A 14,153-nucleotide genomic window follows, 5' to 3' on the forward strand; every position below is an offset into this window, starting at 1 on the left:
TTATGGCCAAAAAAAAGAAAGCATTACAGCAGGAGCATAAAAATGAGAAAGCCATCGCACGTGGGCATGACATTGTCTGTACACATCCCCTGTTTGAGGCGTTGTGTCATGCTGTTTACATGCAATACGAAAGTATGCCACAAAAGGATTGGGCTTACGTTACAAGCACAGGTGTTATTTATGTGAATCAGGATAAAAAAGGTCAGCCAAATGAATGGGCTTATGTGATTGCGCATTGCTTGCTACACCTTGGCCTACATCATCATCAACCAAAAGAGCAGCAGGAGCTGTGGAATATTGCCTGTGACTGCTATATAACAAAATTTTTAGCAGAGCTAAAATTTGGTCAAGCACCAAAGGAAATGAATAATCCCCTTTTTGAGGCCATTAGCTCTGAGGAAAAATTATATGAACGATTTTTACGCGAAGGTGTACCAGATGATTTGAAAGGCTATAGTACAATGCCAGGTCAAGTGGACTTTGTTATTTCACAAAATCAAACAGGCTATCTATATCGAGGGAATAGTAATTTCGCTACATTATTTGCAGAAGGTTTAGCGAAAGCCGTGCAAAGTGCCATTCGCGTAGCGGGAGGGGTAGAAAATACATTTGGAGGCACAACGAGGGTAACACAAGCACAACGCGCAAAGGCATGGTTTATGAGCTCCTATCCCTTATTCGGTGCTTTGGCAGCAGATTTTACGATCATTGAAGACCCACTTATTTGCACAAGAATGGATATCTCAGTCGCAGCCATTGCAGTGGAAACGAAGGAGATTTATTTGAATACCGCTATGGGAATGACCGATGAGGAAATGCGCTTTTTAATGGCACACGAATTGCTGCATGCGGGGTTAAGCCATGCTACCCGCAGACAAGGACGTGATCCCTACTTGTGGAATGTTGCTTGTGATTATGTTATCAATGGCTGGCTCATCGATATGCAAATCGGCGAGATGCCAGCATTTGGCGGGCTATATGATCCAGCATTAAAAGGACTTTCAGCCGAATCTATTTATGATCGTATAGTTACAGATATTAGGATGTATCGCAAATTAAGAACCTTTCGAGGGCAGGGCATCGGAGATATGATCGAAACGAATCCGCCAGATTTTTGGGAAGGCAAGGTTGGCGTGGATTTAGATGCTTTTTATAGAAGGGCATTGAGTCAAGGGTTAAGCTATCATATAACCCAAGAGAGAGGCTATTTGCCACAAGGGCTCATTGAGGAAATTCGTAGCCTAGCACAGCCTCCTATTGCCTGGGATGTGGCATTAGCCGAATGGTTTGATCGGATGTTTCAACCGATAGAGAAAGTTAGAACGTATACCCGCCCAAGTAGAAGGCAAGCATCGACACCTGATATAGCTAGACCAAGATGGATTCATCAAAGCGGTGAGGAAGATGGACGTACTTTCGCAGTCCTTATTGATACATCAGGCTCCATGGACCGTCTCTTACTAGGAAAAGCACTCGGCACAATAGCGAGCTATAGCATCGCTAGAGATGTCCCCTTTGTTCGCGTTATATTTTGTGATGCTGTTGCCTATGACGCGGGCTATCTAGCCCCTGAAGAACTATTAACGAAAGTGAAGGTAAGAGGTAGAGGAGGCACAGTGTTACAGCCTGGTATCCAGCTACTTGAAGCCGCACAGGATTTTCCAAAGGATGGTCCTATTCTGATTATTACAGATGGACAATGTGATCGTTTAGCCATTAAAAGACAGCATGCCTTCGTACTACCACAGGGGGCCAAGCTACCGTTTGTGCCCAAAGGCGAGATATTTAGAATGAAATAGTTGCAGCTATCTACAAATGTTTGAAATGATTTTTGTTGGTGAAATATAAAAAGTGAACGCATTTCATGAGCACATTTTAAAGGAGATGACCGATGATTACATTTGACAATGTCTCAAAACAATATGATAACAACCAAATAGCTGTCAAAGCGCTAAATGTAGAAATTAAAAAGGGTGAATTCTTTGTTATTATTGGCCCTAGTGGATGCGGCAAAACTACTTTGTTGAAGATGATTAATCGATTAATCCCCTTAACAGCAGGCACCATCTGGATCAATGATAAAAGAATTAGCGATTATAATATCCATGAGCTGCGTTGGAGTATTGGCTATGTACTACAGCAAATCGCCCTATTTCCGCATATGACAATAGAGGAAAATATTGCGGTTGTACCAGAACTGAAGAAATGGAGTAAAACGAAAATCCATCAGCGTGTAGACGAACTATTAGCGTTGGTGGGTCTGGAGCCAGCGAAATATCGTCAGCGTAAGCCAAAGGAGCTGTCAGGAGGCGAACAGCAAAGGGTTGGCGTTGTTCGTGCCTTGGCAGCTGACCCAGAAATTATTTTAATGGATGAGCCCTTTAGTGCGCTAGACCCTATTAGTCGCACCAAACTACAGGATGATCTACTAGAGATGCAGCGTACCATCCAGAAAACCATTGTATTTGTATCACATGATATGCAGGAAGCACTGAAATTAGGAGATCGTCTCTGTATTATGAAAGATGGCGAAATTGTTCAGATAGGCACTCCACAGCAATTACTACAAAATCCTGTAAATGATTTTGTCCAACAGTTTATTGGAGGTAAGCAGACAGATCAATTGTTTACGATCCATGATGTGTTACAGCCAATCACAGTGACAAACGACTTTGGGCATACCATTCCTGTTGATGCCCCATTTCCGACGATTCTTGAAAAATTAGCCGAGCATGACGTGTTAGGTGTCGAAGAGAATGGCAAGCTCATTGGCATGGTGACAAGAGCTTCCACGCTTCGTTATTTAGCAGCGGATTCTAAGAAAAGAGGGCATGTACATGGTGGCTAATGTGGTAGATGTATTTCAGGAACGGAAGGCACAGCTGCTGGCTGCATTACTAGAGCATATCCAAATCTCTTTTATTGCGCTATTTTTTGCTGTCCTCATCGCTATTCCCCTAGGTATCTATTTAACCAATAAAAAGAAAATAGCCGAGAGTATTATTGGAATCAGTGCTGTGCTGCAAACGATTCCTTCCTTAGCGTTGCTCGGCTTATTAATCCCTTTATTCGGTATTGGGAAAGTTCCCGCAATTATTGCGTTAGTCGTCTATGCGCTGTTGCCTATTCTACGAAACACCTACACGGGCATCAATGAGGTTGACCCATCACTGAAAGAAGCGGCATTAGCTATGGGAATGAATCGATCAAAGCGTTTAGTAAAGGTTGAGCTACCACTTGCTATGCCTGTTATGATGGCTGGTATTCGGACAGCAATGGTGCTGATTGTGGGGACAGCAACATTAGCCGCTTTAATTGGTGCAGGAGGCTTAGGAGATATTATATTACTTGGGATTGACCGAAATAACACGGCACTCATTCTTATAGGAGCCATTCCCGCTGCTATTTTAGCCCTGATTTTTGATGTGGCGCTTAAAAAGTTAGAATCTCTGTCCTTTAAAAAAACAATAACGACGTTGAGTCTCATTAGTTTAGCGGCACTGGTAATGATTTTCTTCCCGCTCCTAAGCAGTAAACAGCAAGATGAAATTGTCATTGCAGGAAAGCTTGGTGCGGAGCCTGAGATTCTCATCAATATGTATAAATTATTAATTGAGCAGGAGACCGATTTAACGGTGACATTAAAGCCAGGGCTTGGTAAAACTTCATTTGTATTTAATGCATTGAAATCGGGCAGCATTGATATTTATCCTGAATTTACAGGCACCGCTATTTCGGAGTTTTTAAAGGAAGAAGCCATTAATAATAACCAAGAGGACGTCTATCTTCAGGCAAAAGAGGGGATGCAGGAGCAATTCGATATGGTCATGCTAAGCCCCATGAACTATAACAATACGTATGCACTCGCTGTATCAGAGGAGCTGGCTGAGAGCTATCAACTGCAAAAAATCTCTGATCTTAAACCGATAGAGCAGAAGGTGAAAGCAGGCTTTACATTAGAATTTAATGACCGTGAGGATGGCTATGTTGGCATACAAAAACGGTATGGGATAGCCTTTACGACACTTGCAACGATGGAGCCAAAGCTTCGCTATCAGGCAATACAATCAGGTGATATTAATTTGCTAGATGCTTATTCAACGGATAGTGAAATTCGTCAATACAAGCTACGTGTATTGGAGGACGATCAAGCATTATTCCCACCATACCAGGGAGCGCCTTTACTAAGGAAAGAAACGCTGATTGACTATCCAGAGATTGGAGAAGCGTTAAATCAACTAGCTGATCACATTACAGATGATGAAATGCGAGAAATGAATTATCAGGTGAATGTAGAAGGAAAGCTTGCAGCAGAAGTAGCAAAAGAATATTTAGTAAAGATAGGATTACTAAAATAAACCCTCTAGCTTTAGAGGGTTTATTTTTATCAATAATTTATTAATGATAAACATTAAAAAATTATTGATAGAGATAAAGAGAGATGTATAATAGAGAGAAGGGAAGGAGAGGTTGATAATGGGGCAAACAATTCAAAGTAAAGAATTTCGATGGATGACTAAGGGGCTTCGTACCGCTTTTACCATCATCATGGTGATGATGATTTTTGCCTTGACGATGCTCGCGATTTTTATGGTGGGAGCAATGGTGGTATCAGAGCAACAAGTGAATCATTTATTAGCAAAGGGGAGTGTGACCGCTGCCGTTCAGTTAGAAGGATTGGAAATGAAGCTGGCAGACCATGTGACAAGTGACATTCACTATTCAAAAAAAGATGTCATGACCTTCCTATTTACTGCTACAATATACATAGCTATTTTACTGTTTATTATTGTACAAGTAAGGAATATTTTAAGTAATTTATCAAAAGGTATTGTATTTTCACTCACTAATAGTAAAAAAATGGAGAGAATTGCCTACTGTGTGATTGTATTGAGTTTGACAGTGAATGCATTTCGTACATATACCGTCTATCTAATCATGCAACAATTCCAAATGGAGTCCCGATTTGTGGAGACCGGTTTGATTAAGGGGATTAGCTATCATTTTACAGGCATTCATTGGACTCTTTTACTATGTGGTGTGGTGATTTGGACCTTTGCACGTATTTTCCGATACGGTGCATTCCTTCAGGATGAATATGATGCAACAGCTTAGGAAGTGAAAACATGACCATAATTATTCGATTAGATCGTATGCTAGCCGATCGTAAAATGCAGCTGAGTGAACTTGCAGAGAAGGTTGATGTCTCGATTGTCAATCTCTCTAATTTAAAAACGGGCAAGGTAAGAGCCGTACGTTTTTCTACATTAAATGCCATTTGTAAAGCTTTGGGCTGCCAGCCAGGAGACATATTGGAGTATGTAGAGGAAGAAGATGACATCTAGAAGCAAAGCAGAAAGGATTTTTTGAATGACGGCTTTTAGTTTTTTAATGCTCGCTATCATAGCAGAGGTTTTTGCCAGTTCCTTGCTCAAGCGTACGGAGGGCTTCACACGAATTGGGCCATCAATTGGCGTAGTAGTAGGCTATGGAACGGCATTTTATTGTTTAGCCTTAACATTAAAAGTGATTCCTATTGGCACAGCCTATGCAATTTGGGCAGGTTTAGGGACAGCGTTAACCGCTATTGTGGGAGTTGTCCTCTATAAGGAACGATTTAATCGCAAGAAGGTATTAGGGATTCTATGCATTATCTTGGGTGTTGTGGTACTCAATCTTGCTGGTGGTCATTAGGAGGCTGAACAGGATGAAAGGCTATTTATTTTTAACACTATCGATTATAAGCGAGGTCTTTGCAACAACCATGCTGAAGTTCTCAGACGGCTTTACTGTCCTCGTTCCATCCTTGGCGGTAACAATTGGCTATGGTATTTCGTTTTATAGCCTATCCCTCTGCTTAAAAACCATGCCATTAAGCTTGGCCTACGCTATCTGGTCAGGTGTCGGCACAGCTCTAACCGTTCTGGTAGGCATTGTCATTTGGCACGATATTTTTACTGTTTATTCTGCGATCGGTATTGTCCTCATTATAGGAGGCGTTATCTTGTTGAATCAGGGGGATAAAGGTAAAGAAGTGGTGGAAAAGGGTTAGATCTGTGAGGATAGGCGGATAGAAATGCGAAAGTAGCGGATAGCGGGTCTAAATTGATGGATAGGATTAGCAAAGTGATGGATAGCTTTGCAAAAGAGTTGGATGCATGAGGATAAGCGGATAGAGATGAGAAAGTAATGGATAGGATTAGAAAATCGATGGAGAGGTCTGCCAAAACCTAGGCTTAGTTCAGCGCAAACCAATAGAATGGGGGAATTTGATGATAAAAGCTCTAATTTTTGATTTTGACGGTACAATCATTGATACGGAAACAGCATGGTATAACGTTTTTAAGGATGCCTATGCACAATATGGTGTTGAATTATCGTTAGCAACCTATGCTAAGTGCCTTGGGACCAATCTTTAAACCTTTAATCCCTATACATATCTTGTTACACATCATCACATACAACTGGATGTGGAGGCTTTTCAAACATCCATTCAGCAACGTCATGCACAATGGATGGAAACGGAAACGCTAAGACCTGGTATTTTAGCATTGCTGCAGCAGGCAAAGGAAGCGGGTTTGAAGATTGGACTTGCTAGTAGCTCCAGTCGGCAATGGATTGATATGTATGTGGATCGGCTGGGTATCCGACATTACTTTGATTGCTTTTGTAGCGCTGATACGGTGACAAATGTTAAGCCTGATCCAGAGCTTTACTTGCAGGCGCTTGAACAATTAGGAGTAGAGGCTGATGAGGCCATGGCAATTGAGGATTCACCGAATGGCGCACAAGCCGCTGTAGCAGCGGGACTTTATACAGTGGTTATTCCGAACGAGATTACCAAGCAATTACCATTCAATACAAAACACCATACCGTTTCTGCATTAGAACAATATACAATACATGATCTCCTCGCAACATAAGCTTTTGCAAAAGCCTCCCCCTCATTGATCTGACCCAAAAAAGTTAGACATATTTAGTTAAGCAACTTCTAAGACCTGAATTCGGTATTCCACCGGACTTAGGTCTTTTAATTTTGCCTTCATTCGTTTGTGATTGTAGTAGTAAATATAGTCGTTGAGTTCCTGTTCAAAATGTGCCATGGATTCAAATTCTTGTAGATACAGGAGTTCAGATTTTAATAAGCCAAAGAAATTTTCGATGACTGCGTTGTCCAAACAATTACCCTTACGGGACATACTCTGCGTAATTCTATGTTGCTTTAATGTTTGTTGATACTTTTTCATTTGATAATGCCAACCTTGATCTGAATGAAGAATAACTTGATCACTTGATTCGAGGCGCTCCAATGCTTGTTCTAACATATTATGGACTAGTTTATACACTGGACGCTTCATTACCGTGTATGCAATGATTTCGCCATTACATAGATCAAGGACGGGTGATAAATAGCGTTTCTCACCAAATAGATGGAACTCTGTCACGTCTGTTACCCATTTCTCGTTCATTTTTTCCGCTGTAAAATCGCGTTGTAATATGTTTGGGGCAATTTTTCCGACGTTACCTTTATACGAACGATATTTCTTCATGCGGACTTCACACTTTATGCCAATGGCATTCATCAAGCAGTTAATCGTTTTTGGATCGTGATGAATACCGAATTTTTTTAGTTCTTTGGTGATACGACGATAACCATAACGTCCCTTATGTTCATGATAAATGGACTGAATTGCGACTTTCACATCAGCGTATTTATCATGACGATTCAAACGCTTTTCCCAGTAATAATACGTACTACGTGGAATATCAGCGACTTTGATTAATTCCACTACTTCATAGATTTCCTTCAGTTCATAAATTACTTGCGCTTTGATTTGATTGGTAATTTTTCTTGCATTTGAACTAAAGTATTCAACTTTTTTAAGTACGCATTCTCCATTTCTAATTGTTTAATTCGTGCTTCTAACGCCTCAACAGATCCTTCAGCTGGTGTTGATTTCGTTGTTCTTTTTGTCTCTTTTTTCATAGATGGATGCCCCTTTTTCTTAGAAACAAGGGCATCATAACCACCAACTTCAAACTTCAACTTCCAATTCCGAATCATGCCAGGAGATGAAATATTGAATAGTGCAGCTGTGTCTCTCGAAGATGTACCTGTCTCGTTCATATAATTAAGTACATTCATTTTATAGTCAGCTGAATAGTTTGTATAGGACTTTAAGAAAGTCTCTACGCCATTTTTTTGATAACGGCGAACCCATTCACTGACGATCTGAGCTGTCACACCGATATCTTTCGCAATTTCGATCAAAGTTTCATTTCCATTTAAATATCGTTGAACTGCTTGAATACGTTGTTCAGCACTTACTTTTGCCATAAAAAAACCCCCGTAAAAGTTAGATTGGTGTCTAACTTTTACGGGGCAGTTCACATTGGTGGAGGTTTTTTTAGTTTCTTTAGGAAGAAGTCGCCATATTTTTTGTCGCAACATATGATAACGAGAGGGCAACTTACACGGATCAAATCGTATAGTCAAACTAAGAGAGGGGGCTACGAATTGAATAGTGATAAGAAAAGAAATCACTTTTTATGTGAAGCTTTAAGTGATTTAAAGGATCTTCAGGATATTATGATGAATTTTCATTCTAAATATTTTGGTCAGCTACTTATTAAAATTGTCGGGAGTGATACGATTCCATTTTTTTTAATTACACATAGTGGTGCTCATTTAAGCTTATTGGATACAGTGAAACAGTTTGAGACAGAGTTTTTCCGCATTGAGGCTGTTGATAGAGAGCGTTGCCGTGGCACAGTATCGTTGTTGCGTGCTTTTGATTATGAAGGAAACGATACAAATTCGATTGCAGATGTGGTGAGGCTAGAAAAAACAAGTACAAAGAAATCTATTGAACTCAGTGGTATATCGGCCATTCAGCTCTTAAAGCCAGACATGCTGAAGGGGAAATTTATCATAGAGCCGAAATGGTAGGGCCATATTAAACTACTAAAGCTAGAGCATCTGTCTATATGCAAGGGATACAAAATGAATGTAATAGAGAGAGAATCTAATGAAAGGAAGTTTAGCTATGACGATTATTGGTATGCTGCATCATCGACTTGATCCAACAACAGTGCTCAAGTCCTATGCCTTTGCAGCCGTTGCGAAAGCTGAAGGCGCAACGTTTTTTTACTTCACACCTAAAAGTGTGGACTTTGCCAAACGGTCTATTCGAGCAAAGGTCTATGAGAATGGGCAATGGCAGGAAAAAACGATGCCCTTTCCTGATGTTATCTATAATGCAGGAAGCCCTGAGAAATTATCTGTCTCGAAGGAGATTATTGATCGTTTAAAAGAGGAGATACCATTTACAACTCATTCAATCGGGAACAAATGGAATGTGATGAAACGATTAAAGGAAGCGAAGGAATTTGAACAGTATTTGATTCCCACTGAAATTGTAAAGGATGCCGATTTATTTCATAAGTTCGTTAATTATTATAAACGAGTTGTGTTTAAGCCAATTGATGGACGAAAAGGGAAGGGCATTTATTTTATAACAAAGGCGGGAGCCAAGTATTTTGAGGTGAAAAAGGATAGCACCACAACAACCTATACAAAGCCACAATTGGATTCCTTGATAAAGGAGCAACTTGCGTCTGGCACCTTTATTATGCAGCCGTATATTCAATCTGTTACAAAATCAGGTCAGGTCTATGATTTCCGCCTGCATGTTCAAAAAAATGGAGAAGGTAAATGGGTAGTGACAACGGTGTATCCACGCATTGCACCGAATGGCTCCATCATACCGAATATTAATAATGGTGGCTATACCAATTATTTAGATCCTTTTTTGGAGCAGGAGTTTAAGGATGAGGCCTATAATATTCGGCGAATGCTTGAGCATTTTTCACTGGCGCTGGCACATCATCTAGATGAAATTCAAATGGCGAAATTTGGGGAAGTTATTGATGAAATTGGCATTGATGTGGGCTTAGATCAAAATCAAAAAATTTGGATGTATGAGGTCAATTGGCGCCCAGGCTGTCCTCCTGCCTTTTACTTGGAATTAGATGTGGTCATCCATTCCATCCGTTATGCGATGTACCTTGCCAAAAATCAAAAACCGCTGAAAAAGAAAATTGACCAACAAAAAAGTAAGCAGGTGGAGGCAAAGAAGACCCTGCCGATTATTGCGATTACAGGAAGTGCGGGGAAAACTACTACAAAGGCATTTGTTGGTTCGATCTTATCGAAAAAGTGGAATGTATTTGAATCAAAGGATTATTGGAATACGACAGAGCATACGAAAAAACATAAGGAAGAAATCAATGATACACATCAGGCCGTCGTATTAGAGTATGGTATGGCTTACCCAGGCATTATTACCAATCACTGCAGCATCATCCAGCCGAATATTAGTATTGTAACGAATATAGGCTTAGCCCATGTTGGGAACTTTGATGGAGATGTAAGGGGCGTTGCCAAGGCAAAATCGGAATTGATTCATGGCATGGATCAACAGGGCTTACTCATTGTCAATCAAGATGATGACAATTCAAGATACTTAGAGACACAGCAATTTAAAGGGAAAATCATCACAGTAGGGATTAAAAAGGAAGCGGATTACCGTGCATATGATTTGCAATATAAAGATGTTGGCATGTCTTTTAAAATGAAGCTGCATGGCCAAGAAATAGATTTGTATATTCCTATTTTAGGAGAACATCATGTTTACAACGCACTGAATGCAGTGGCAGTGGCTGATCTTTTAGGGTTTAGTCCGCTTGATATTCAGGCAGGTCTCAACTTTAAAAAACCACCAAGACGCTTAACGATTTATAATTGCCGTGATGATATAACGGTTATTGATGATACGGTACACTCTCATCCGCAGGGGGTTCGTGCTGCGCTCGATGTACTGAAGAATATCGCGACAAATCGCAAGGTAGCCATAATTGGGCAAATGCGAGAACTTGGTGTCTTGAGAGAAGAGGAATATCGTAAGGTTGGGGAGTATGTATATGAGATAGGCATCGATGAATTTATTACCTATGGCTTTAGGACAGATGAAATGAGTAATGCAGCCATTGCGAAGGGCATGGACCCATCCAGAGTACATCATTTTATTAATAAAGATCAAATGCATGTCCTCCTTGAAAAGCTCATTAAGCCTCATGATACCATTCTTGTGAAGGGTGCAAGTAAAACCAATATGTTCGAAACCGTGAAATTTTTAGATCAAACGTTTAAAGAAGAATGATCCATTATGACTTATGAAGATAAAAAAGCCCGAGTAACTGTCCACTGGCAAGCGGCAATTATTCGGGATATTTTTTTCAAACTCTTAAAATGAATTTTATTTCCTTCGCTGCATTGATGGCGTGATTTCTTGCTTCCTTCAAGGTAGCTCCCTCTGCTATAACATAGGCGTAACGGTGACCCATCGATAAAGGTGGGGTGAGGAGGGTGCCTTTTCTTGGTTTGACATACACTTCTACGACGCCAGTTGATTTTGTCGCTCTTGCCCTGCCAATAACCTTTTCTAAAATCCCTCTACTTTCCACAATGACATATTTTGTATAGACAAATTTTTTGTGTCTTGGTTGCAGATTAGGCTGTTCTCCTAGCAAAATCTTCAGTGTTTCTTCTACTAAACTGAAACCTAGAGCTGCTTGTAGCATATTGTTCATGGCGCCACCTGAAATTCGAGGATTGATCTCGATGAGTTTCCAACCATTTTGGGTTAATCGAAGCTCTAAATGGAGCGCCCCATTCTCAATACCAAAGGCTTTGACGATGGAATGAAGTACCTCCTCGATGCCTGATTGGATGTTTTGAGGGGCTTTCACTAGTACACCATAGCCTGTAATAATAAATCGTTTTCCTTGTGTAATTTCCTGCTCAATAATACCAATGACATGTGGTTGTCGTTGATAGACAACCGCCTCCACTAAATATTGAGGACCATCTAGATATTCTTCAATCATGATGGTTTCATAGGGATTTTTACTGCGTAGTGCTTTGAGGTGGTTATGGAGCTGATCGGCATCCGTTGCTAGTAAAACATCTTTTGAGCCTGTTGATTTAGGAGATTTTACGATTAATGGGAAGGTCAAATTTTTTGCAATGGGTTCGTTAGGTTTCATGAGCGAGAACTTTGGCGAATATGGCTGGTCTTGTAAAAACTTTCTTGTTTTTTCTTTATCCTCCATGGTTTCAATCGCGCTGGAGGATGTGTAGTTCTGACAAAATTCATCACATAACATTGAAGCAACATGGACAAAGGGATCAACAAAACTAACGATACTTTTAATATTTATTCCGGTTTTTCCTAGTTTCTCTATTTCATCTTTCATGCTCTCGATATCAAAAGTATCAATGAGTATCATTTTATGGATGTCGGGGTAGGCTCTGCGCTGCTGAAGTTGTTTTTCATTATTTGTGAAAAGTACTGTGAAGTAGCCTAATTTTTCTGCTGCCCTTGTTGCTTCACGACTAGACCCAGATTTGTTTGTACCGATAAATACAATGGCTTTCAGGTATATCACTCCTTCTATTGGTACTTAGATACTTAATCACCTTTATATATATGCAATGAAATAGATTTCCTCTAGTTATGTATCTTGTCTACATCCAAGCAACTTTTAAGAGGTTACATATACTAGAAAAGAAAGGAGGGAGAAAAGATATGAAGCCTCTTTCGGTGAAAAATTTAGCAATGATTACGGCAGGCTATCTAGTGCACGGGTCAGAGGATACACTGATTCAGCATGGGGCTTATCGATTAAAACAAGTGAAAAAGTCCAATACGGCCCTTTTTACAAGTAAACGTATTGTCAATTGGAAAAGTCTAGAGCCACTTTCTCCTCTGGTGCTAGTGACCGATAGAGCCTATCGACCAACTGACATTCCCAACCATGTCATTATGATACAGGTAGGGAATGCAGAAGAGGCCTACTGGAAATTTGTTCATTTTTATCGCAGCCAGTTTCATATTCCGATTGTCGCCATCACAGGTACATCAGGTAAAACAACGACAAAAGAGATGATTAAACATATTCTTTCGGCTGATCGGAAAGTGACTGCGACGACACTTAGCAGTAATTCTAGAACCGCTTCCTTGCAATATTTATTAGGTATAGAGGAAGAAACAGAGGCTGCCGTTTTTGAAACAGCAGTTGGCTCACCAGGAGATGTCACGAATGCGGGGAAATATTTTAAACCGACAATCGGTATTATTACGAATATCGGAGCCCATCATTTAAATTATTGCAAAACATTAGAAGGCTATATTCAAGCAAAAGGAGAAATGCTAGATATCATTCATCCCAAAGGTACATTAATTATCAATGCAGAGGATGTAAATACGAAAAAACTAGATGTTACGAGATTTCGTGGGCGTTTGATCAAGGTGGGAAAGCATGACTCCTGTGATTTTCAAGCGAGCCATATCCACTACTATCAAAAAGGCATGAAATTTGTCCTGCATCATGATAGAAAAAGCTATGACATTCTTGTACCAGGGTTTGGGGAGCATCAGGTTTATAATGCTCTTGCTGCCATCGCAGCGGTCCACGATATGGGCGTGCCTATTCCAGTCGCAGCAAAACAGCTCCAATCATTCCGTCAATTGAAAAAACAACTGCAACTCTTTGAGGGCATTAATCATTCCATGTTATTGGATGATACATGGAGTATTACAACCACTTCCTTAGAGGCAGCCTTAAAAGTGTTGAATGAGCTAGGTGACGGCAAGAAGAAGATTGCTGTTATTGGTACGATTACCGATTTAGGTTCGTGGGGCTATATTATTCACGAACAAGCGGGTGAATTAATCCAACGTATTGGCGTGGATGTCCTGATTACCATTGGGGAGCATGCAAGGATTATGGCTGATCATGCAGTAAAGCTAGGATTTAGCGCACCTGTTTATACATTTAAAAATAGTACGCTAGTCTATCCGTTATTGCAGAAGATTGTCGATGAAAATACCATCATTCTCATTAAGGGAGATATGTATAGCAAACAGGTTTCTACACTAGCAACGGAGCTAAAGCTAAAACCTCCACCACCTGCAAATTAGCTTCTTTCCATATAGGATATTGACTGTGCCACATAGAAGAGCTTGCTAATAAAGTATAGTAATTGATCAAAAGGCAGCACGCTAGATCAAGAGAAAAAATAAGTCATC

Annotated in this window: 12 protein-coding genes and 1 pseudogene; 11 read left to right on the forward strand and 2 right to left on the reverse strand. The window is 40.2% G+C overall.

Annotated elements, in window-relative coordinates:
• The first annotated feature begins 2 nt into the window (after nt 1–2).
• The 8 genes and pseudogenes from MHB39_RS08910 to MHB39_RS08945 all read left to right on the forward strand — a co-directional run bounded on the left by MHB39_RS08910 (nt 3) and on the right by MHB39_RS08945 (nt 6,923).
• The gene (locus MHB39_RS08910) at nt 3–1,799 is read left to right on the forward strand and encodes a VWA-like domain-containing protein (protein WP_342546341.1); all 1,797 of its coding nucleotides are present in this window, start codon (nt 3–5) and stop codon (nt 1,797–1,799) included.
• A gap of 92 nt (nt 1,800–1,891) precedes the next feature.
• Nucleotides 1,892–2,848: an ABC transporter ATP-binding protein gene (locus tag MHB39_RS08915; protein WP_342546342.1), complete on the forward strand. Its 957-nt coding sequence runs from the start codon at nt 1,892–1,894 to the stop codon at nt 2,846–2,848.
• Nucleotides 2,838–4,358, forward strand: coding sequence for an osmoprotectant update ABC transporter permease/substrate-binding subunit OpuFB (opuFB, locus tag MHB39_RS08920; RefSeq protein WP_054550867.1), 1,521 nt, complete (start codon nt 2,838–2,840; stop codon nt 4,356–4,358). Before MHB39_RS08915 ends, opuFB begins: the two co-directional genes overlap by 11 nt.
• 118 nt (nt 4,359–4,476) lie before the next feature.
• A complete protein-coding gene (locus tag MHB39_RS08925; RefSeq protein ID WP_258860108.1) occupies nt 4,477–5,115 on the forward strand; it encodes a DUF2975 domain-containing protein in 639 nt (212 codons plus the stop codon).
• A gap of 11 nt (nt 5,116–5,126) precedes the next feature.
• Nucleotides 5,127–5,345: a helix-turn-helix transcriptional regulator gene (locus MHB39_RS08930; protein WP_016992054.1), complete on the forward strand. Its 219-nt coding sequence runs from the start codon at nt 5,127–5,129 to the stop codon at nt 5,343–5,345.
• 25 nt (nt 5,346–5,370) lie between these two features.
• Nucleotides 5,371–5,694, forward strand: coding sequence for a multidrug efflux SMR transporter (locus MHB39_RS08935; protein ID WP_048390263.1), 324 nt, complete (start codon nt 5,371–5,373; stop codon nt 5,692–5,694).
• A 13-nt stretch (nt 5,695–5,707) separates the two neighbouring features.
• Nucleotides 5,708–6,052: a multidrug efflux SMR transporter gene (locus tag MHB39_RS08940; protein WP_259948760.1), complete on the forward strand. Its 345-nt coding sequence runs from the start codon at nt 5,708–5,710 to the stop codon at nt 6,050–6,052.
• Between the two features lie 220 nt (nt 6,053–6,272).
• Nucleotides 6,273–6,923, forward strand: a pseudogene (locus tag MHB39_RS08945) (HAD family hydrolase).
• 57 nt (nt 6,924–6,980) lie between these two features.
• Here the strand turns inward: MHB39_RS08945 and MHB39_RS08950 are convergent.
• A protein-coding gene (locus tag MHB39_RS08950; RefSeq protein ID WP_342546344.1) for an IS3 family transposase occupies nt 6,981–8,338 on the reverse strand; the annotation gives its coding sequence in 2 pieces (ribosomal slippage) (nt 6,981–7,885 and nt 7,885–8,338; 1,359 coding nt in all).
• Between the two features lie 180 nt (nt 8,339–8,518).
• Here MHB39_RS08950 and MHB39_RS08955 point away from each other — a divergent pair.
• Both MHB39_RS08955 and MHB39_RS08960 read left to right on the forward strand, forming a co-directional pair.
• Nucleotides 8,519–8,950, forward strand: coding sequence for a hypothetical protein (locus MHB39_RS08955; protein WP_036081468.1), 432 nt, complete (start codon nt 8,519–8,521; stop codon nt 8,948–8,950).
• 79 nt (nt 8,951–9,029) lie between these two features.
• Nucleotides 9,030–11,222: a YheC/YheD family protein gene (locus MHB39_RS08960; RefSeq protein ID WP_342546345.1), complete on the forward strand. Its 2,193-nt coding sequence runs from the start codon at nt 9,030–9,032 to the stop codon at nt 11,220–11,222.
• Nucleotides 11,223–11,298: 76 nt separating this feature from the next.
• Here MHB39_RS08960 and MHB39_RS08965 read toward each other — a convergent pair whose 3' ends face one another.
• Complete coding sequence (locus MHB39_RS08965; RefSeq protein ID WP_342534372.1) at nt 11,299–12,510, reverse strand: ATP-grasp domain-containing protein; 1,212 nt, start codon at nt 12,508–12,510, stop codon at nt 11,299–11,301.
• Between the two features lie 140 nt (nt 12,511–12,650).
• Here MHB39_RS08965 and murF point away from each other — a divergent pair, with 140 nt between their 5' ends.
• Nucleotides 12,651–14,045, forward strand: a complete 1,395-nt coding sequence (gene murF, locus MHB39_RS08970) for a UDP-N-acetylmuramoyl-tripeptide--D-alanyl-D-alanine ligase (RefSeq protein ID WP_342546346.1) — start codon at nt 12,651–12,653, stop codon at nt 14,043–14,045.
• Nucleotides 14,046–14,153: the final 108 nt, after the last annotated feature.

The organism is Lysinibacillus sp. FSL K6-4013, from assembly GCF_038630435.1.
GTDB classification, from domain to species: domain Bacteria; phylum Bacillota; class Bacilli; order Bacillales_A; family Planococcaceae; genus Lysinibacillus; species Lysinibacillus boronitolerans.

Excerpts from the sequence above, each read along its gene's own strand:
- MHB39_RS08910 (WP_342546341.1), top strand. The coding sequence starts at position 3 with ATGGCCAAAAAAAAGAAAGCATTACAGCAGGAGCATAAAAATGAGAAA.
- MHB39_RS08915 (WP_342546342.1), top strand. The coding sequence starts at position 1,892 with ATGATTACATTTGACAATGTCTCAAAACAATATGATAACAACCAAATA.
- opuFB (WP_054550867.1), top strand. The coding sequence starts at position 2,838 with ATGGTGGCTAATGTGGTAGATGTATTTCAGGAACGGAAGGCACAGCTG.
- MHB39_RS08925 (WP_258860108.1), top strand. The coding sequence starts at position 4,477 with ATGGGGCAAACAATTCAAAGTAAAGAATTTCGATGGATGACTAAGGGG.
- MHB39_RS08930 (WP_016992054.1), top strand. The coding sequence starts at position 5,127 with ATGACCATAATTATTCGATTAGATCGTATGCTAGCCGATCGTAAAATG.
- MHB39_RS08935 (WP_048390263.1), top strand. The coding sequence starts at position 5,371 with ATGACGGCTTTTAGTTTTTTAATGCTCGCTATCATAGCAGAGGTTTTT.
- MHB39_RS08940 (WP_259948760.1), top strand. The coding sequence starts at position 5,708 with ATGAAAGGCTATTTATTTTTAACACTATCGATTATAAGCGAGGTCTTT.
- MHB39_RS08960 (WP_342546345.1), top strand. The coding sequence starts at position 9,030 with ATGAAAGGAAGTTTAGCTATGACGATTATTGGTATGCTGCATCATCGA.
- murF (WP_342546346.1), top strand. The coding sequence starts at position 12,651 with ATGAAGCCTCTTTCGGTGAAAAATTTAGCAATGATTACGGCAGGCTAT.